The sequence below is a fragment of the Kribbella caucasensis genome (assembly GCF_004361855.1).
GTDB classification, from domain to species: domain Bacteria; phylum Actinomycetota; class Actinomycetes; order Propionibacteriales; family Kribbellaceae; genus Kribbella; species Kribbella caucasensis.
The window spans coordinates 353931-371990 of sequence record NZ_SNWQ01000003.1 but is presented as its reverse complement, the minus strand read 5'-3'; the positions used below and the strand labels follow the sequence as shown (position 1 = coordinate 371990).

Genomic DNA, 18060 nt, shown 5'->3' with positions numbered 1-18060 from the left:
GCGCTCCGCTTCGCGGTGCCGTCCATCATTGCTACGCGAAATGGCTGCTCACCGGGATTGCCAGAGGGCTTGATGCGGCATGTCTGCCGGTACCCGAAACGAGGCGCGCCCGAGAGCGCCAGGCGTGGACGCTCAGCTCGGCCGAACGCCCCTCCGGGATGGAGCTCATCCGTGGTCGGATGCGGGCCATCGGGTCCGCCGGGACCGCAGACCCAGCTCGCCGCACTCGACCGCGCTCAATGCAGCCAGATGTCTCCGAGGAGATCAGTACCAGGATCAAGATCCGGCCCGAGTTGGACTGGGCACTCGCGCTGGCCCACGACATCAAGCGGGCTGCGCCGGATCATCCGGTGCACGAGATCCAGCCGCCACGATCCGGTCACAGCCCAGCCCCACCCTGCCCGCAGCGGAGCCATGTGGGGACCATCGGTGCAGAGCCGCCGGCGCTAAGCGCTTGAGGATGGTAGACCAGGTCAGCCGCGTCCGGGCTGCCACGTGCGGCACCCGTTGTGTTGCCATCCAGGAGCCGCCGGTGCCCTCCACCAGCGAGGGGACCGTGTTAGGTCAGCGAGATGTACTGTCGGCCGGTTCTGACATTGCGTCTGGCGCGGGATGGGTGGCCGCCCAGCTCGCGAGGAGCTTGAACTTCCCCTCGGTGGGGCTACCCTCTTCGGCGCTGTAGGTGGTGATGGAGAGTCCGTGCTCGCCGGGCATCTCCAGTACGTCATAGGTGACGTGCAGGTCTCCGACCTCGGGGTGCCGGTAGGTCTTGCTGCCGGTGCGGTGCTCGTGGACGTCTTGCGCTGCCCAGTCGAGGCGGAACTGCGGACTGCGCGTCGAGAGCTCCCCGATGAGCGCGGTCAGGTCACTGTTGAGCGGGTCCCGTCCGGCCTGGAAACGCAGCATCGCGGCGGTGAGACTGCACGCGAGCGGCCAGTCGGCAAAGAATTCACGAGCGCGGGAGTCGAGAAAGATGAAGCGGGCGAGGTTGGGCCGATCGGAGTCGAACAACTGGGTGAACATGGCCCGGCCGACCAGGTTCGTGGCGATCACGTCCTGGCAGGTGTTGTAGGCGAGGGCAGGCACGGTCATGCTGTCCAGGACGCGCTGCATCGACGCGCGCAGGCCGTCCTGTGCGGGCTGCGGTGGCCGGGGCGCGGAAGTGCCGCGGGCGAGGACGTAGAGGTGGTCGCGTTCGACGTCATCGAGGTGCAGGGCGCGGGCGATCGCGTCCAGGACGCTGTCGGAGGCGGTGCGCAGTTTCGAACTGCCGCGCTCGAGCTTGGTGTAGTAGTCGAGACTGACGCCGGCGAGCCTCGCGACTTCCTCGCGGCGCAATCCCGGCACCCGCCGCTCGGTCACTCCGGCCGGCAGCCCCGCCTGTTCGGGGGTGATGTTCGCACGCCGGGCGATGAGGAACTCGCGGATGTCGTCTTTGGTGCTCATGAGGCTTCCAGGATAGATCCGAGTCCGCTTCGACTCTGCCGGCCTGACGGGGCCTATCAGGCCCTCCCGAAACCTCGGCCCAGCGGCGGAGACTGGAGCCGCGGCACGCGTCATGCGTGCCCTGAACGCTGCAATACGAAGGAGAGTCAATGCGTACGGTGAACGCCTACGGTGCGGTGTCCGCGACCGAGCCCCTGGAGCCGATGACGATCGAACGCCGCGATGTCGGCCCGCACGATGTGCTGATCGAGATCGACTATGCCGGGATCTGTCACTCCGACATTCATACCCTCCGGGGCGAGTGGGGTCCGATCACCTATCCGCAGGTCGTTGGGCACGAGATCGTCGGCCATGTCGCCGAGGTCGGTTCGGCGGTGACCAAGCACCAGGTCGGCGACCGTGTCGGCGTCGGCTGCGAGTCCGGCTCGTGCGGTGAATGCACCCAGTGTCTCAAGGGCGAGGAGGTGTACTGCCTCAAGGGCAACCTGCAGACCTACGCCGGCCTCGACGTCGACGGCACCATCACCCAGGGCGGCTACTCGCAGGCCATCGTCGTCGATGAAGGCTTCGTCCTCAAGGTCCCTGAGTCGCTGCCGCTGCACAAGGTCGCACCGCTGCTGTGCGCGGGCGTCACCCTGTTCTCCCCGCTCAAGCACTGGAACGTCGGCGCCGGCACCAATGTCGCCATCGTCGGTATGGGCGGCCTCGGACACGTCGGCGTCAAGCTCGCCCACGCGCTCGGCGCCGACGTCACCGTGCTGTCCCGCACCCTGGCCAAGCAGAAGGACGGCCTCGAGCTCGGCGCCGACCACTACTACGCCACCAGCGACGCTGCGACCTTTGAGAAGCTCACAGGCAAGTTCGACCTGATCCTCAACACCGTCTCGGCAGGGCTCGACTACAGCCAGTACGTCAACCTGCTCGCGGTCGACGGCACCCTCGTGATCCTCGGCGCACCGACCGAACCCGTGAAGATCGACGCCATGTCGCTCATCACCCACCGGCGCAGCATCGCCGGGTCGGCGAACGGCGGCATCCCCATCACGCAGGAGATGCTCGACTTCTGCGCGGACCACAACATCCTGCCCGAGACCGAGCTGATCGAGTCGTCGCAGATCAACGAGGCCTACGAGCGAGTGCTGTCCTCCGACGTGCGCTACCGGTTCGTGATCGACGCGAAGACCTTCGCCTAGGCCCACCGCAGCAGACTGGGGCCCCGTCCGTTGCACACAGATCTCTGGCTCTGAAAGCTGAAGAGTGCCTAGCTAGAGCAACGGCAAAAATAGAGGCCCGCAGGAATGACCGCCGTGGCAAGTGCGGTCAACCGGCACTCAGTCGATCGCCTTCAGCTCTGAGTGCGCCCCGACAGCCGCCCGCGCACAGCGACAGATCAAAGTGAAATGCGCTCGCCTTCGCCGGCGTCGTCGCGTCCAGTGGCGGTCTTCACCGCGTAGACACCGTCGCGCAGCAACGAATGTTGAGCGAGGGCGGCCCGTGCTACCTCGATGAGCCGGTCCTGATCAGGCCCGTAGAGGTAGAAGCAGACTTCATCCCCCTCCTCCTCTTGGTCGTCACAGAACTCCGACTCCGCGTCCAATCGATCTGCGAACTCATCCAGCACAGAGTCGACGTACGACGGATAAGAGTCATCGAGTGGGATCCGAACCTGCACCTCGCGATGAGCCATGAGCTGAGGAGGATAGGGGCCTGCGGCCAAGGGGGTAAGTGGTGACGAAGGCCGGGCATCGGATGGGAATACCACCCGATGAGGACCTTGCGAGTAGGTACTCGCGCGCCGGGCACTATCTTACGCACACCGTGGGCCACAGTCGCTGATCCCAAGTTGCAAGCGCACGCAGCCCTCGACTATGCGGATCGTGCAGGTGCGCTGTCGGGCGGCTCCGGCCAACCGAGCTTCTCCGCTGCACGACTCCACAGGAAGATGAGCTGCCGGCGCAGATAGACCGTTAGATCCTCGGCATCCCTGGCTTCCTGTTCCGGTACGCCAAGACTGATGTCGATGCGTCCTTCGATCGGGTCACACGATGTGACACCCGCTGTCGATCCTCTACGTAGATCGCCGCGAATACCTCATCGGCATCCTGAAGGCTGTTCCACCATGCGCGCCATCGCTCATCTTTCTCGAAGTCCTTCTGGGACTGCGTGAGCGCGTCATCCCATCCGCTCGAGCAGCGGCCACAGCCGCCAACCCCACCGCCCCAATCAGAATCGGCAACACCGTCGGCTTCGACCCACCCCCCAGAATCACCACCCCCATCGCCAGCAACCAGTCGGGCCACCCGGCCCACCCCGGCCGCTCCGCCCGCTCCGGGGCGGGGTACCCCTGGTTGTTGTGGGTTCCCCCCGGCGGCGGCCGCGTTGACGTTGCCGAGCATCGGTACCGGATTGATCGAACCGGCGCCGGTAGTGAACAGCAGGGTGCCGGCGCCCGCTTCGCATCGCGGAAGCACCGCCCGCGTGGCGGTCACAGCGCCGTACAGGGAGAACTCGACTTCCCGCTGAAGGTCGGCCGGGGTCGACTCCGACGGGCTCGTCATGGTTGAACTCGCGTCCGGGGTGTGCGGGCCGGGGAAAACTCCAGTACGTCGATCCCACCGAAGCGGGCCGCAGCGTCCTTGAGGGCTTGGGTGAGCAAGTCGCCGTCGCGAACGTCGGCAGTGAACGCCGCGGCCGTGATGTTGTCCTTGGCAAGCACGTCGACGAGTTCATCGAGCTTGCCGTGGTTGCGGGCGATCAGGGCGACGTCGAAGCCCTGAGTGCCGAAGGTGCGAGCAATGGCCAGTCCCAGGCCAGGACCGGCGCCGATGATGGCGAGAGTGGACATTGGTCAGGTTTCCTTTCGTGCTGGGAGGGGTCAGGCGCAGGAGATGGCGATCTTGCCGAGGGTGCCCGCGCCGAAGGCGGAGAACGCCACGTCGACCTGCTCGAGGTCGCAGACAGTTGTCACCGGCACCTTCAGCGCACCGCTGGACACCAGGTCCGCCAGGTGTGCAAGCCTCGCCGGGGCAGGATCCGTCATCACCGAGACGCCCTTGACGTCGCGACCTGCCGGCACGTCAGGGACAACCCCGAGTGTGGTCGCGAACGCACCGCCGGCCCGCACCAACCCGACAAGCTGGCCGGCATCACCGGCCAGGTGGACCACAGCATCCACGCCGTCGGGCGCGATCCACCGTACCTGCGCCTCCAGATCGGCGGTGTAGTCGACCACCTGCACGTGCTCGGTAGTCAGGCCCGCGACGAAGTCGGCTGCGGCGCCTGGACGGGCGGTCGCGATCACGGAAGCACCCCACGCCGCGGCGAGATGGCGAACGCGCCCGCACCACAGGTCGCCCCCGAGATCAGCACCGTCTTGCCCTCGACCGGGCCGAGTGCGGCCAGCGTGTCCCAGGCCGCCGCACCGGAAACACCGAGCGCACCCGCGTCCCTAGCCGAGAGTCCGTCCGGAGCAACAGTGACGCCACGGCCGGCCGGAACGGTGACGTACTGCGCCAGCGAACCGGTGCCTAGGAACGGCTTGGACACCACACCGAAGACCGGATCACCAACAGCGAAATCCTCCACCCCCGGCGCCGACGGCGACCACGGTGCCGGCGAAGGCCTTGCCGGGGATCAACGGCGAGCGGTGCTCCATCATGCCCAGGAGCAGCCCGGCCGCCGTGGCCAGATCGAACCCGTTCACCGACGATGCCTCCACCCGCACCAGTACCTCACCTGCCTCCGGACTCGGCGTCTCCACCTCCGTTACCACCGGGTTCCCGGGGACCTCGCCAACGTGCGCAGCGACGCCGAACGCAACCGCGAACGCGTCGTGGCCGCTGCCCGCGCCGTGTTCGCCCGGGACGGCCTGGGGGCCTCGATGGCATCGGTCGCTCGCGAAGCCGAGGTCGGCATTGCCACGCTGTTCCGCCGCTTCCCGACCAAGGAAGACCTGGTCTCGGCCGTCTTCGCCGACCGCATGGACGCGTACGCCGAGGCCACCGAGACCGCGCTGGCCGACGCCGATCCCTGGCGTGGCTTCACGAGCTACCTCGAAACGGTGTGCGCGATGCAGGCAGCCGACCGCGGCTTCGCCGACGTACTGACGATGACCTTCCCCACCGCGAAGTCCCTGGAGAACCGCCGCAAGCAGGCCTATGAGGGCGCGCTGCAGCTCATCGACCGCGCCAAAGCCTCAGGGCACTTGCGCGCGGACTTCGAGGCACGAGATCGCATCCTGCTGCTGATGGCCAACGCCGGCGTGATCACCGCCACCGGCGACGACGCCCCGGACACCTGGCGCCGCTTCCTCGCCTACATGATCAAGTCGTTCCGAGCGCCGGCGCGCGACGCGCTGCCCGACAGCCCCACAGATGCAGCCCTGTACCGCGCCATGTTCAATCTCGGAAACACACGCTCCACCACGCGATAGAGCGGTCGGTTCTCAGGAAATGGAACGACCGGACTGCCAGCAGGTGATCGCGTGCTCGAGGTATCTGGTGGCGAGTGCGGGGAGGTCGATGTCCGCTCCGAGTAGCCATTGCAGTTCGAGGCCGTCGAGTACCGCGATCAGGATGCGAACCTCGGCTTCGATCTGCTCATCGGACATCGGAGCGACCTCGCCGCGATCGACAGCCTCCCGCAGTTTCGCCGTGCAGTTACCCAGGACGTCCGCGTACCGGCGCTGGATGAACTCGCGAGCCGGATGGCCGGGATTGGTCGAATCGGCGGCCATCGTGATGAACAGTTCGAGCAGCCCGCGATGTTCGACATGGAACTCAGTCACCCTGATCAGAGCGCGGAAATACTCCAGTCCCAGCGGATCATCCTGCAGCAACCCACGACCCGCCTGCCTTTGCCAATCCTCCAGGACGGCCGCCAGGAGGCCCTCCTTGCTCCCGAAGTACTGGGTCAACGTGGCGGGTGAAGCGCCGACCCGGTCACCGATTGTCCGCAGCGACCCACCGAAGTACCCGAGTTCCCCGAATACCTCCGAGGCGCTGCGGATGATCTGCTCCCGTCGCTCGACGCCCTTGCGGTAGGGGCCTCGCATCCCTGGTGTCGTCCGGTCGCCAGCCACACACCCTCCCGAAGATTATATATTCTGTACTATTGACGTAGCCTCCCCAGACGCCTACGGTTCCAAAACTATACGACTGACCGGCTTTCATTCTGGTGAGGAGCCACGGATGCAGTCCACTCTCGGAATCGGACTCCTGGGTGCAGGACCGGTAACCCAAGCCATTCACCTGCCAACGCTGGCCCGGCTGAGCGACGAGTTCGCCATCCGCCACGTCACTGACACCGATCCCGCGGTCGCCAAGGCGATCGCGGCCCGCGTCGGTGCGGTTCACTCGACGTCGATCGACGCACTGCTCGGCGATCCGGCGGTCGAGGTCGTCGTGATCTGCAGTCCGAACAGCTTCCACGCCGAGCAGCTGATCGCTGCCTGCCACGCCGGCAAGAAGGCCGTCCTGTGCGAGAAGCCGCTCGCGATGTCGTACGCCGAAGCCGATGCGATCGCGACGGTTTCGGCGGAGACCGGCGTACCGATCGTCGTCGGTGCGATGCACACCTTCGATCCGGGATGGCGAGCCGCCACCGCCCACTGGGGCGAGCTCCCGGCGAGCAGCCACACCATCCGGTCCTCGATCGTGCTCCCGCCGAACTCTCGATTCGAGGACGTCGCCACCGAGGTCCTCTCGCGGCCCGCGTTTCCGGCGCCGGACTGGTCGGACGTACAGGTGCTGGCCGGCATGATCCACGCCGGCGTGATGGGTCTGGCGATCCACGACCTCCCGCTGGTCCGGAGCCTGCTCCCCCGGTACGACGATCTCCGCATGATCGACGCGAGGTTCCTCGCACCCTTCGGCTACCGGATCCTTTTTGTTGCTGGTGGCAAGAGTGTTGAACTGCACGCGGTCATGTCAGAGACCTGGCAGCCTGACTGGACACTCGAGGCGTTCAGCGACGACCAAGCTCTGCAGGTTCAGTTCACGCCCTCGTACGTGCATGCCGGATCCGCGGTCAGCACGCTCACGACGGCCGAGTCGGCACGGGTGTTCGGTCCGACCGCCGTCAACGGCTACGAGGCAGAGTGGCGCGAACTCGCCGCCATCGTCCGCGGCGAAGTCGCGCCGCCCAGTACACACGATCTCGTCGACGATGTGCGCTTCGCCCTCGCCGTGGCCGATGCCTCCGCCGAGGCCGTCCGGTCGACTCACAACGCGGACGCCGCAGCATGAACGCCCCGACGACGCACGCACGCACGACGCTCGCCACCTTGCCGCTGTCACTCCCCGATCCCACCGGAGTCGTGTTCGTCGACGGTGATCCCGGCTGGCCCGCCGAGCTGGCGCGCGCGCTGCGGGCAGGCGCAGCCGGAATAGCCCTGGTGCATCCGGCGCCTGTCGACTTCGCCGACCTGCTCGACGAGAAATCGGCCACCATCGTCGTCGTCGACTCGCGGTGGGCTTCGAATCCGGTGACGGATCTCGCGGAGCCGGCTTTCCGCGCTGCAGCGGTCAAGGGAAGCAGACTCGAATGCCGGGTGGTCATGGACCCCGGATGCGACTTCGCGACCGCCTTGCTGGACCAGCTCGTCCTGATCCGCGCGCTGCTCGCGCCGGTGACGAAGGTACAGGTACAGCACCTTTCCGATCGCGCTTTGCACGCCGAAGGTCTGACGGACTTGCCGCTTGCGGTCGACTTCAGCATCGTTAGCACGGCGGCCCTACCGGCGTCGGCCTCCCTCCGGCTGCTGACCTCTGACGGGAAAGTCGAGTTGACGATTCCGTCCGGTGACACTGCTCAGCCCGCTCGACTGATCACAGTCGGACCGGATGGCGCCGTACTGGCGCCCACGCAGTACGAGACCGGCCATCGCGCCAGCCTTCGGCGCGTGTGCGAACTACAAGCGACCCGATCGGCCGACGGAATGGCCGATCTGCGCCGCCTCCACGCGGACGTTGTGACGACGACCGCTGCCATTGGGGACCACCTTGCGGTCCAGGCGCCCGCCTGACCGATCGACCACGCGATCGACCTGGCGATCGCGAGAGGAGCACAGCATGAACAAAGCAACGCCTGGTGGCGTGACCCGTCGGGGTTTCCTAGGATTGGCTGGTGCGGCGATCGCCGCACCAGCGTTGGCCGCGTGCAACGTCTCCGGCAACAGCGGAGCGAACAATTCCGGTGGCGGCGGCGGTTCCCTCAAGTTCTGGGACATGCCGTGGGGAACGCCCGCCTACAACGAGCTGGGCAAGAAGCTCGTCACCGGCTACACCCCGCCGGAAGGCTCCGGCAAGGCGACGTACCAGGTCATCCAGTGGAACGGCTTCTACCAGACCTTCTCGTCGGCGATCGCGTCCAAGACCGGTCCGGCGGTGAGCTCCGGCGCGGGCTTCCAGGCGTTCCAGTTCGCCGACCAGGGCCAGATCGCGTACGCCGACGACTTCATCGAGACGCTGAAGAAGGACGGCACGTACGACGACTTCCTGCCCGGCGTCATCGACACGATGAAGACCGACAAGGGCTACGTCGCCGTACCGTGGCAGACCGACGTCCGCCCCTTCTGGTACAACAAGGCGCTGCTCGACCAGGCCGGCGCCAAGGTGCCGACCACTTGGGACGAACTGCTGGCCGCCGGGCTGGCACTGAAGAAGATCGGCGTGTCCGGCTTCGCGACCGGGTCTGGCGCCGACAACCCCGGCGGCTCGCACCACATGGTCGCGATGATGATCAACAACGGCGGCGGCCTGTTCGATGCCGACGGCAAGCCGGACTGTGTCACCGAGGCCAACATCCAGGCCATGTCGTTCGTCCGCGAGCTCACGAACGAGGGAATCATCGACAAAGGCGCTGTGTCCTACACGATCGACAACCTCGACACCCAGTGGAACAACAAGAAGGCCGGTATCGGGATCCACTCTCCAGGTCTCGCGGCGCGGGCAAGCAAGGTCGGCAAGGACCTGCACGTCATGAGCCCGTTGAAGAGTCCCAGTGGCACCGTCGCCGGGTTGTACTTCGTGAACAACCTGATGATGTACACCAACACCCCCTCACAAGAGGCGTCCGAAGCCTTCCTGAAGTACTACCTGAGCCAGATCCACACCTATTGGGAGAACCCGGTCGGGATGGCCGTACCGGTGCTGAAGTCGATCGCTTCCGCGGACTACTTCGCCAAGGACCCCAACCAGGTCGCGATCGTGGAGAAGTGGATCCCGGTCTGCAAGACGTACGCGGCGCAGAAGACCCAGTCGTTCGCCGCGCTTGCAGCCGTTGACGGCGGCCAGCCTCTCGCCAAGTTCGCGCAGACCATGCTGCAGGGAAAGACCGACCCGAAGGCCGCGCTCACCACCTTGCAGCAGGGCCTCGAATCGATTGTCAAGCGCTGATGCGGACGCTGACCGACAGTGGCGGCGCACCGTCCGCGAGGACGGGGCGGCCGCCTGCCACGCCACGGTCGGCTACGTCCGCGGGTGGCAGAGGACTCAGCCGACGCGCGATCACGATGATCTTGCTGGTCGCGCCCGCGCTCATCCTGCTGCTGCTGATCAACGCCTATCCGCTGGTGGTCGCGGCGTCTCAGTCGGTCCACAACGGCACGCTGATCGTGACGGGCGAGTTCGTCGCCCTCACCAACTACGCCGACGTTCTGACCAGCCCGCGATTCTGGTCGGCCGCCCGATTCACGCTGATCTTCACCGTCGTGGGTGTGTTCGGAAGCTGGCTGGTCGGCATGGGCCTGGCCCTGCTGCTGCGAACCAGGATCCCTGGCCGGGGTCTGTTCAAGGTCCTGCTGATGCTTCCGTGGGTGGTACCGATCGTGGTGTCCGCGACCGCATGGAACTGGCTGGTCGGTACGGCGACCAGCCCTGTCCCCACCGCCGCGGCGAAACTTGGGTTCGGCGAGCTGACCTTCCTTGCGGACCCCACACTCGCGGCGATCACGGTCTGCGTCTTCAAGGTGTGGGTCAGCTTTCCGTTCATGATGCTGATGACATCTGCTGCGCTCGCCGCCGTCGACGCCACCGTGTACGAAGCCGCCGGGATCGACGGCGCGAGCCGCCGGCAGCAGTTCGTTCACATCACGTTGCCGCTGATCTCCCGTTCGACGTACATCAGCTGGATTCTGATGACGATCTTCTGCGTCAACGACTTCCCGACCATCTACCTGCTGACCGGCGGCGGACCGGTCGACGCCACCTCCTCCTTGGTGGTGCTCGCGTACCGCAGCGTCTTCCAGGATCTGCAGACCGGTCCCGGCGTCGCGATCGCCTTCCTGATGACACTCGTCCTGGTGATCATCTCGACCACGCTGTACCGCCAGATCCGAAAGGTGGACATCGCGTGACCGCCAATCAAGTCGCTACGCCGACAGCCGTACCGTCGACCAACCCGCGGGCCGTTCAGGCAAGCGATCCCAGAACGCGCGGTCAGTGGTGGCGCTTCGCCGCGCTCCTGATCATCACCCTGATCGTGCTGGTGCCGGTGTTCGCCACGTTGCTGCTCGCGATCCGTCCCGACACCGCGAGCAGTTCGACCGGCGTGCTCACGCTGGAGAACTTCCGCTACATCTTCGCCAACACCGAGGTCCTGCTCTGGCTCGGCAACAGCCTCGGCGTAACCCTCGCCACCGTGTTCGTCTCCGTCATCGTCGCCGCGCCGGCCGGCTACGTGCTGTCCCGCGGCCGCAGCAAAGCCGTGTCCGGCCTCTCACTGCTGCTGTTCGTCATCCAGTCGCTGCCGGTGATCACCGCGATCATCCCGCTCTTCGTGCTGTTCGCCCGCATCGGGCTCGCCGACAACCTGATCGGCCTGGTGATCGTGTACGTCGGCAGCACGATGTCGGTCGCGACCTGGATGATGGCCGCCTACTTCGACACCATCCCGCACGCACTCGAAGAAGCCGCCTGGGTGGACGGCTGCTCCGTCTTCGGCTCCTTCACCAAGATCGTGCTGCGAAACTCGCTGCCCGGCATCTTGTCGACCTCGATCTTCGCGTTCCTGCTGGCCTGGAACGACTACCTGGTGGCACTGGTCTTCCTGCGCTCCAGCGTCATCTTCACACTCCCGATCGGACTGCAGACATTCTTCCAGCAGAACGCGACCGACTGGGGAGCGGTGATGGCGGTCTCGGTCGTCATGCTACTGCCGCCGGCGATCGTCTTCGCCGTACTGAACAAGTACTTTAGCATCGGCGGCATCGGCGGCTCCCTCGCCGGCCGCTGACCGCCCACCATCTGAGGAGTCCCGCTGATGCCGAACATCCGCGTCGGTATGAACCCGTTGCCGTGGGTCCTGACCCCCGACGGTTTCATCCTGACCGAGCCCATTCTCCGGACCGCGTTCGCAGAGATCGCGACCACCCCATTCAAGGGAATCCACGCCGATCCACCGGCCGGCCTCGACGCCGCCGGCTACCGGGCGCTGCTCGCCGAGTACGGCCTCGAACCAGCTCCCGGCTACTTCTCCGCTGGAATCGACACACGTGACCTGGTCGAATCCGCCAAGAAGCACGCCGCGACCCAGGCCGAACTCGGCAACACCGAAGTCTTCCTCGCCACCGGACTCACCGCCGACCGAATCGCCCATCCATCCATCGGGTACGGCGCCGACACGAAACTCCAGCGCGTCATCGACGGGATCGGCGCGGCAGCCGAGGCCATCACCGCCGAAGGAGTCACCCCCGCCTTACATCCGCATGTTGGCAGCGCCATCGAGACCGAGTCCGAGATCCGCGCCGTGTTCGACGCCGTACCCGACTCAGTGCTGTCCTTCGGACCGGACACCGGGCATCTCGCCTGGGCCGGCATCACGCCGGCGACACTCATGACCCAGTACGCGGACCGCATCGCCGCCGTACACCTGAAAGACGTCCACCTCGACCAGGCCCAGGCGGCCAGGGATGCCGACGCGAACTACTTCGAGGCCACCGTCACCCAATTCACCGTCTGGACCGAACCCGGCCGCGGCGACGTCGACCTGCTCGCCGCGATCGACAGCCTCCCGGACACCTTCCACGGCTGGGTCGTCGTCGAGGTCGACGTACCAGAAGCCGACACCAATCTCGCCTCGACCGAACTTTCCGCCCAATGGATCACCGACCACCTCCGCGCACACACTTTCTAGAGGAGACGAGTTACATGGGCTTCGAGCCACTGTTCAACGGCAAAGACCTCACCGGATGGTCGGTCATTCCACGCAGCTACGGAACGCTCTGGCCCGGCGGCCCGGACGTCCACGACGTTGTGACGGACTTCCCGCAGGACTACGCCGAACAGGCCGCACTGCATCCTGCCGCCTGGTCGGTCGAGAACGGAGCCATCGTCGGCCGGCAACAACCTCTCGGCAGCGGGTACGGCGGCTACCTCATCAGTGACGAGACGTTTGGCGACTTCGAGCTCAGCCTCGAGCTGAACCCCGACTGGCCCGCCGACACCGGCGTCATGCTCCACCGCCGCCGCGACTCCTGGCATGGGCTCCAAGTGTTGGTCGACCACCGCCACTCCGGCTCCATCGGCGGCTTCTTCGGCAACGGCCTCGGCAGCTTCCACGCCGTACCGTTCGCCCTGACCGCTCGCTTCGACTCCGCCGGCAACGCGATCGGCCTGCGCGAGGACGACCCGGCGACCTCCGCCGAACCCTTCACCCCGGAGAAGGCGGCGATGCTGGACTACGCGGCGCCGGTGGAGGACTTTCTCGCCACCTGGAACTGGCTCGGCTGGAACTCCCTCCGCATCCGCTGCATCGGCGAACGCCCCCACGTCACCACCTGGATCAACGACGTCAAGATCGCGGAGATCGACCTCGCCACCCTCGAAGCACCCAACTACGACGCCGACGCCGTCGCCGACTTTCTCGGTCCTTCCGGCCATATCGCCCTCGAGGTTCACGACAACGACCCGGTGCTCGGCACCCGCCGGTGGGCACCCGACGCCGCCTGCCGCTGGCGCAACCTCACGATCAAACGCCTCTGAAGGCGTATGCATCATGGCGGACTACCGTGTGCTCGCGCCAGGACAACGATCACAGTTCTGGTTGGGCGGACCGGCTATGGCGGAGCCAGAGTTGCTGTTCGAGACCACCGACGTACTGATCGAGGCTCCGAACTGGTCGCTCGACGGATCCAGCCTGTTTGTCAACGGCAACGGCGCTCTCTGGCGCCTCGACATCGACTCGCCGCGACGCGGTCTGACTCGCATCCACTTCGACGGCCTTCCCGACCTCAACAACGACCACGTGCTCGATCCGGACGGGCAGCACATCTACCTATCGGCGATGGATGGTCACATCTACCGTGGACGTCTGGACGGCGGTACGGTGGAACGAGTCTCACCGACCGACGGCAAGTGGCACTTCCTGCACGGCGTCTCCCCGGACGGCGAACGCCTGGCCTACGTCGAGATCGACGACTTCGCCGTCCCTGGAAGGCTCGCCGTCATCGAGCCCTACGGATCGCCGACCGTCCTCGATACCGGACCCGGCCACGTCGACGGCCCCGAGTGGTCTCCAGACGGAAACTGGATCTACTTCAACACCGAGGCCTTTACTGATGATCCAGGCCACGCCCAGCTCGCGCGGATGCCCGACCCGGGCGGACCGGTGCAGCGCCTCGTTGCCGGCAACACGGTCGACTGGTTCCCGCACCTCTCGCCCGACTCGAGGTGGGCCACGTATCTCGCCTTTCCGCCGGGCACAGTCGGGCACCCGGCCGATCTTGACGTAGAGGTGCGCGTCGTGAGCGTCGACAACTGGCCCAGCATCCTTCAGCGGTACCCGCTGTTCGGAGGTCAGGGAACCATCAACGTCAACAGTTGGTCGCCGGACAGCACCCGCTTCGCTTTCATCGCCTACCCCATCGCCTGACGGCCGAGCAGGATCAGGAGCGGTCGCTAGTCACCCCGCGGTAGGTGTACACCGAACTGGAATGACCTTTCCAGTTGCCTGGGCCCAAGCCCGCGAGAGGCTGGCACTGCCTCACGCGATCCGCGAGCTTTGTTGCGTCGGACAACGCACACAGTGAAAGCGGTACTGCGCGGACGCAGACAGGACGCCCGACGTGCCATACAGTGCAACTAAATATATGATACATCACATGAAGAGCGCCGAGGACGATCATGTGGACGTCGCGCCGAGCAGCATGCCGCCACCTCGCCGGAGGTCGCCCACCCGAACGCAGCTACCCGAGGAAGTCGCAGCTTACGTTCGGGACCTGATTGTCTCCGGCACGACACGGCCGGGTGAGTTCCTGCGGCTCGAGCCCATCGCCGAGGCCATGGGCGTCAGTCAGACGCCGGTCCGCGAAGCGCTGCTGGCGTTGAAGAGCGAGGGTCTGGTCAATCTGCTGCCCCGGCGCGGTTTCGTGGTCGCGCCGATCACCCCGCAGGACATCTCCGACCTCTTCTGGGCCCAAGCACAACTCGCAGGCGAGCTCGCAGCGAGGGCCGCCGAGAAGATCACGGACGAGCAGATCGCGCAGCTGACGACGAACGTCAAACAGTACGCGACCGCGGTCAAGTCCGGCGACTGGGAGATCATCCCCGAGCTAGGGCTGGAGTTTCATCGCGACGTCAACCGAGCAGCTCAGTCGAGTCGGCTGATGCTGGTTCTGGACGCGGTCATGGCGAATCTGCCGAACCGCTACTACGCAGCCGGAAACCCCAAGCAGACCGGCGCGGAGCATCCCGAGCTGCTGAGGGCTCTGAAGGAGCATGACCCGGAGCGAGCCCGCCGCCTCATGACAGATCACATCTCGGCCCAAGGTTCGCGCCTGATCGACATCCTCGCCGAACGCGGGCTCTGGGGCGACGTCGAGGAGTGATCCAGTCAAGGGCCGAGTTCAAGCTGGACCGTCTGTCAGGGAGTAAAGGCACCCTTGCCTGAGGTCTGTTTCTCCGACAGCTCATAGGCCGGGACTGCTTCCTCGAGACGCCACCGATCGGTGAACAAGGCGTCGACGTCGATGCCTCTCTGGACGACGTAGTTCGCGCACTCGTCCATCGCCTGAACGGACAGCGTCCACGACGGAACACCGGTCACCTGCTTGTAGAGGTGCTCGGTCAGGTCGAAGTGAATTGTCGATCCGACTCCGACCCAGCACGCCACGCCCCACAGGTCAAGCACCTGGAGCGCCGCCTGTGCCGCCGACGATGCCCCCGAAGTCTCGAGACTCTTGGAGACGCCACGCCCTCCGGTCAGATCTCGTACACCCTCCGGAACCGAGTCGATCTCGGCGGGATTCAGCGTCTCCCAGGCGCCAAAGGCGCGAGCGCGCTCGAGCCGCGCCGGCGAAATGTCCAGCGCGATGACCCGGGCGCCGAGGGCGGACGCGAGCTGCGTCGCGGCGAGCCCGACCGGGCCCTGACCGAACACTGCGATGGTGTCATCGCCGCGGAGTTGCAGACGCTTCAGCGCTCCCCATGCTGTTCCCGTCCCGCAACTGATCGCCGCTGCAGCGAGGTAGGTCAATCCCTCGGGCATGGGCAGTACGGCGCTGATGGGAACACTGACGTACTGAGCGTGGGAACCCGGTGCGGTAGCGCCCATTGCAGTTGCACCGTTGCGACACATCTGAGTCCAGCCCGTCCGGCACTGGTCGCATCGGCCGCAGCCGAAGTAGTGATGCACCATGACCGGACGGCCGACCCACTCGCCCGACACCTGCGAGCCGCTTGCTACCACCACGCCGGCCGGCTCATGTCCCGCGATAGTGGGCACCTGCAGTCTCGGGCCACGGAAGGTGTGCAGGTCTGATCCACACATCCCCGACGCCTTGATTTCGATGACGACCTGGTCCTGACCGGGCACCGGGTCGTCCAGCGTCTCGACGTTCAACTCGCGCTCGCCGTAGAACACAATTGCCTGCATAGGGACCGCTCCTCCTGGCATCGCCCCGCGGGGCCTTGCGGGCACGGCACATAAAATATATTATGCAACACGGATGCCGAGGTCAACGCCTAGCCATGCGTACGTCAGCTCACCCCATAGGCCGGCTTCAGGAATCACAGCCTGGCCGTTTCGCGTTGCAGTCGGCATGTTTCGACCCGTGGGACCAGCACACACGTTGAGAGGGTTCACGATGACCGACGGCGCACTGAGCAGCCACGATCGGCTCTACATCGGAGGCGAGTGGGTGGTGCCCGCCGGCGACGATCGCATCCCGGTCATCTCACCGGTCAGCGAGGAGGTCATCGCAAGCGTTCCCGCGGGCACGCGCGCAGACATCGACCGCGCTGTCACGGCTGCCCATGAGGCGCTTGTCGCGAACCCGTGGGCGTCCACGACGCTGGAAGACCGGATCGCCCTCGTGGAACGGCTCCGAGACCTTCTCGTGAAGCACTCGGAGGAACTGGCCCAGGTCATCACCGAGGAGATGGGCTGTCCGATCTCCCAGTCCCGCGCGATTCAGGTCGTCAACCCGGTGCGGATCTTGGAGGGGTATGTCGAAGCCGCCACGCGCTACCCGTTCCGCTCCGTACGGCGTTCTGAGCATGGCCAAGCCCTTGTCCTTCGCGAACCTGTTGGCGTGGTTGCCGCAGTGGTCCCCTGGAACGTCCCGCTGTCGCTCACCATTCAGAAGCTCGTCCCGGCTCTCCTCACGGGATGCACCATCGTGCTCAAGCCGTCGCCCGAAACCCCTCTCGACGCGTACGTCGTGGCGCGCCTGCTCGACGAGGCCGGCTGCCCGCCTGGAGTGGTCAACATTGTTCCCGCGGACCGTGACGTCAGCGAGTACCTGATCGGCCATCCGGGAGTCGCCAAGGTGACCTTCACCGGTTCCAGCGCCGCGGGCCGGCGCATCGCGGAAGTCTGCGGAAAGGACCTTCGGCGAGTGACTCTTGAACTCGGCGGCAAGTCGGCAGCAGTCGTGCTACCCGATGCCGACCTGGATCTCACCGTAGAAGCGCTGCGACTCGGCAGCTTCCGGAACAACGGCCAGATCTGCACCCTGAAGACCCGCCTTGTCGTACCCGCCGAACTGCAGGACGAGTTCGTCGATCGGCTCGGCGACCTGCTCGACTCGATGGTGGTCGGCGATCCCCGCGACGCGGCAACGCACATCGGACCCCTGGTGAGCGAACGGCAGCGCACCCGGGTCGAGGGCTACATCGCGACCGGTCTGGCCGAAGGCGGCCGTCTGGCTCACGGTGGCGGCCGGCCCGACATCGATCGAGGCTGGTTCGTCGAGCCGACGGTGTTCGCGGACGTGGACCCGAACGCGACCATCGCCCAGCAGGAGATCTTCGGTCCGGTCGTCGCCGTCATTCCGTACGCGAACGAGGACGAGGCGATCACGATCGCGAACAACTCGACGTACGGACTGAACGGCGCGGTCTTCACGACCGATGTCGAACGAGGCGTCGAGGTGGCGCGCCGGCTGGAGACCGGGACGGTCGAGCTGAATGGGAACTCCGCGGGATTCCAGGCTCCGATGGGCGGCGTCAAGTACAGCGGCTTGGGACGCGAGTTCGGGCCGGAAGGCCTCGATCCCTTCGTCGAGCTGAAGTCCATCGGAATCCCGCCTGCCATCGCCGACGCGCTGGCCTAGGCGTCCAGACTGCAGGTGCTGCCCAGACACATAAGCACTGATCATATTTTATGTTTAATGTA

Annotated in this window: 20 protein-coding genes; 12 read left to right on the top strand and 8 right to left on the bottom strand. The window is 65.9% G+C overall.

Translation table 11 applies throughout. The features are described 5' to 3' along the window. Positions 1–564 precede the first annotated feature (564 nt). Entirely contained in the window at positions 565–1446 is an 882-nt protein-coding gene (locus EV643_RS09025) for a helix-turn-helix transcriptional regulator (RefSeq protein WP_133799527.1), read from the bottom strand. A gap of 149 nt (positions 1447–1595) precedes the next feature. On the opposite strand from EV643_RS09025, the gene EV643_RS09020 reads away from it, so the two are divergent. Further along, positions 1596–2639, top strand: coding sequence for an NAD(P)-dependent alcohol dehydrogenase (locus EV643_RS09020; RefSeq protein WP_133799526.1), 1044 nt, complete (start codon positions 1596–1598; stop codon positions 2637–2639). 197 nt (positions 2640–2836) lie between these two features. Here the strand turns inward: EV643_RS09020 and EV643_RS09015 are convergent, their stop codons facing one another. The 5 genes from EV643_RS09015 to EV643_RS44735 all read right to left on the bottom strand — a co-directional run bounded on the left by EV643_RS09015 (position 2837) and on the right by EV643_RS44735 (position 5206). Beyond that, a complete protein-coding gene (locus tag EV643_RS09015; protein WP_133799525.1) occupies positions 2837–3133 on the bottom strand; it encodes a hypothetical protein in 297 nt (98 codons plus the stop codon). Positions 3134–4000: 867 nt separating this feature from the next. Further along, positions 4001–4291, bottom strand: a complete 291-nt coding sequence (locus tag EV643_RS44750) for an SDR family NAD(P)-dependent oxidoreductase (protein ID WP_202869458.1) — start codon at positions 4289–4291, stop codon at positions 4001–4003. 30 nt (positions 4292–4321) lie between these two features. After that, the gene (locus EV643_RS44745) at positions 4322–4747 is read right to left on the bottom strand and encodes a zinc-binding dehydrogenase (protein ID WP_202869457.1); all 426 of its coding nucleotides are present in this window, start codon (positions 4745–4747) and stop codon (positions 4322–4324) included. Then, positions 4744–5031, bottom strand: a complete 288-nt coding sequence (locus EV643_RS44740; protein ID WP_202869456.1) for an MDR/zinc-dependent alcohol dehydrogenase-like family protein — start codon at positions 5029–5031, stop codon at positions 4744–4746. The genes EV643_RS44745 and EV643_RS44740 overlap by 4 nt, the downstream gene beginning before the upstream one ends. Beyond that, on the bottom strand, positions 5009–5206 hold the full coding sequence (locus tag EV643_RS44735) for an alcohol dehydrogenase catalytic domain-containing protein (RefSeq protein WP_202869455.1): 198 nt from the start codon (positions 5204–5206) through the stop codon (positions 5009–5011). The genes EV643_RS44740 and EV643_RS44735 overlap by 23 nt, the downstream gene beginning before the upstream one ends. A gap of 36 nt (positions 5207–5242) precedes the next feature. On the opposite strand from EV643_RS44735, the gene EV643_RS09000 reads away from it, so the two are divergent. Beyond that, positions 5243–5878 (top strand): TetR/AcrR family transcriptional regulator, encoded by a 636-nt coding sequence (locus EV643_RS09000; protein WP_133799524.1) that lies wholly within the window; start codon positions 5243–5245, stop codon positions 5876–5878. 12 nt (positions 5879–5890) lie between these two features. Here EV643_RS09000 and EV643_RS08995 read toward each other — a convergent pair whose 3' ends face one another. Next, the gene (locus EV643_RS08995) at positions 5891–6526 is read right to left on the bottom strand and encodes a TetR/AcrR family transcriptional regulator (protein WP_133799523.1); all 636 of its coding nucleotides are present in this window, start codon (positions 6524–6526) and stop codon (positions 5891–5893) included. 109 nt (positions 6527–6635) lie between these two features. Here EV643_RS08995 and EV643_RS08990 point away from each other — a divergent pair, with 109 nt between their 5' ends. The 9 genes from EV643_RS08990 to EV643_RS08950 all read left to right on the top strand — a co-directional run bounded on the left by EV643_RS08990 (position 6636) and on the right by EV643_RS08950 (position 15271). Further along, entirely contained in the window at positions 6636–7691 is a 1056-nt protein-coding gene (locus EV643_RS08990) for a Gfo/Idh/MocA family protein (RefSeq protein WP_133799522.1), read from the top strand. Then, positions 7688–8470: a hypothetical protein gene (locus EV643_RS08985; RefSeq protein ID WP_133799521.1), complete on the top strand. Its 783-nt coding sequence runs from the start codon at positions 7688–7690 to the stop codon at positions 8468–8470. The genes EV643_RS08990 and EV643_RS08985 overlap by 4 nt, the downstream gene beginning before the upstream one ends. A 46-nt stretch (positions 8471–8516) precedes the next feature. Further along, the gene (locus tag EV643_RS08980) at positions 8517–9842 is read left to right on the top strand and encodes an ABC transporter substrate-binding protein (protein WP_133799520.1); all 1326 of its coding nucleotides are present in this window, start codon (positions 8517–8519) and stop codon (positions 9840–9842) included. Between the two features lie 116 nt (positions 9843–9958). Then, entirely contained in the window at positions 9959–10801 is an 843-nt protein-coding gene (locus EV643_RS08975) for a carbohydrate ABC transporter permease (protein WP_166665371.1), read from the top strand. Further along, the gene (locus tag EV643_RS08970; RefSeq protein WP_133799518.1) at positions 10798–11679 is read left to right on the top strand and encodes a carbohydrate ABC transporter permease; all 882 of its coding nucleotides are present in this window, start codon (positions 10798–10800) and stop codon (positions 11677–11679) included. Before EV643_RS08975 ends, EV643_RS08970 begins: the two co-directional genes overlap by 4 nt. A 27-nt stretch (positions 11680–11706) precedes the next feature. Further along, the gene (locus EV643_RS08965) at positions 11707–12579 is read left to right on the top strand and encodes a sugar phosphate isomerase/epimerase family protein (protein ID WP_133799517.1); all 873 of its coding nucleotides are present in this window, start codon (positions 11707–11709) and stop codon (positions 12577–12579) included. A gap of 14 nt (positions 12580–12593) precedes the next feature. Further along, positions 12594–13427 carry a 3-keto-disaccharide hydrolase gene (locus tag EV643_RS08960; protein ID WP_133799516.1) on the top strand — a complete coding sequence of 278 codons (834 nt, stop codon included), beginning with the start codon at positions 12594–12596 and terminating at the stop codon, positions 13425–13427. Positions 13428–13503: 76 nt separating this feature from the next. Beyond that, entirely contained in the window at positions 13504–14316 is an 813-nt protein-coding gene (locus EV643_RS08955) for a TolB family protein (protein ID WP_238165458.1), read from the top strand. A 229-nt stretch (positions 14317–14545) separates the two neighbouring features. Beyond that, entirely contained in the window at positions 14546–15271 is a 726-nt protein-coding gene (locus EV643_RS08950) for a GntR family transcriptional regulator (protein ID WP_202869454.1), read from the top strand. Between the two features lie 35 nt (positions 15272–15306). Here EV643_RS08950 and EV643_RS08945 read toward each other — a convergent pair whose 3' ends face one another. After that, the gene (locus tag EV643_RS08945) at positions 15307–16317 is read right to left on the bottom strand and encodes an alcohol dehydrogenase catalytic domain-containing protein (protein WP_133799514.1); all 1011 of its coding nucleotides are present in this window, start codon (positions 16315–16317) and stop codon (positions 15307–15309) included. A 211-nt stretch (positions 16318–16528) separates the two neighbouring features. On the opposite strand from EV643_RS08945, the gene EV643_RS08940 reads away from it, so the two are divergent. Continuing rightward, positions 16529–17998 (top strand): aldehyde dehydrogenase, encoded by a 1470-nt coding sequence (locus EV643_RS08940; RefSeq protein WP_133799513.1) that lies wholly within the window; start codon positions 16529–16531, stop codon positions 17996–17998. Positions 17999–18060 lie beyond the last annotated feature (62 nt).

What these genes read in the sequence shown, in the direction of transcription:
- EV643_RS08985 (WP_133799521.1), top strand. Translation starts at nt 7,688, where the DNA reads ATGAACGCCCCGACGACGCACGCACGCACGACGCTCGCCACCTTGCCG.
- EV643_RS08980 (WP_133799520.1), top strand. Translation starts at nt 8,517, where the DNA reads ATGAACAAAGCAACGCCTGGTGGCGTGACCCGTCGGGGTTTCCTAGGA.
- EV643_RS08955 (WP_238165458.1), top strand. Translation starts at nt 13,504, where the DNA reads ATGGCGGAGCCAGAGTTGCTGTTCGAGACCACCGACGTACTGATCGAG.
- EV643_RS08960 (WP_133799516.1), top strand. Translation starts at nt 12,594, where the DNA reads ATGGGCTTCGAGCCACTGTTCAACGGCAAAGACCTCACCGGATGGTCG.
- EV643_RS08945 (WP_133799514.1), bottom strand. Translation starts at nt 16,317, where the DNA reads ATGCAGGCAATTGTGTTCTACGGCGAGCGCGAGTTGAACGTCGAGACG.
- EV643_RS09020 (WP_133799526.1), top strand. Translation starts at nt 1,596, where the DNA reads ATGCGTACGGTGAACGCCTACGGTGCGGTGTCCGCGACCGAGCCCCTG.
- EV643_RS09025 (WP_133799527.1), bottom strand. Translation starts at nt 1,446, where the DNA reads ATGAGCACCAAAGACGACATCCGCGAGTTCCTCATCGCCCGGCGTGCG.
- EV643_RS08975 (WP_166665371.1), top strand. Translation starts at nt 9,959, where the DNA reads ATGATCTTGCTGGTCGCGCCCGCGCTCATCCTGCTGCTGCTGATCAAC.
- EV643_RS08990 (WP_133799522.1), top strand. Translation starts at nt 6,636, where the DNA reads ATGCAGTCCACTCTCGGAATCGGACTCCTGGGTGCAGGACCGGTAACC.
- EV643_RS08965 (WP_133799517.1), top strand. Translation starts at nt 11,707, where the DNA reads ATGCCGAACATCCGCGTCGGTATGAACCCGTTGCCGTGGGTCCTGACC.
- EV643_RS08940 (WP_133799513.1), top strand. Translation starts at nt 16,529, where the DNA reads ATGACCGACGGCGCACTGAGCAGCCACGATCGGCTCTACATCGGAGGC.
- EV643_RS08950 (WP_202869454.1), top strand. Translation starts at nt 14,546, where the DNA reads ATGAAGAGCGCCGAGGACGATCATGTGGACGTCGCGCCGAGCAGCATG.
- EV643_RS44750 (WP_202869458.1), bottom strand. Translation starts at nt 4,291, where the DNA reads ATGTCCACTCTCGCCATCATCGGCGCCGGTCCTGGCCTGGGACTGGCC.
- EV643_RS09015 (WP_133799525.1), bottom strand. Translation starts at nt 3,133, where the DNA reads ATGGCTCATCGCGAGGTGCAGGTTCGGATCCCACTCGATGACTCTTAT.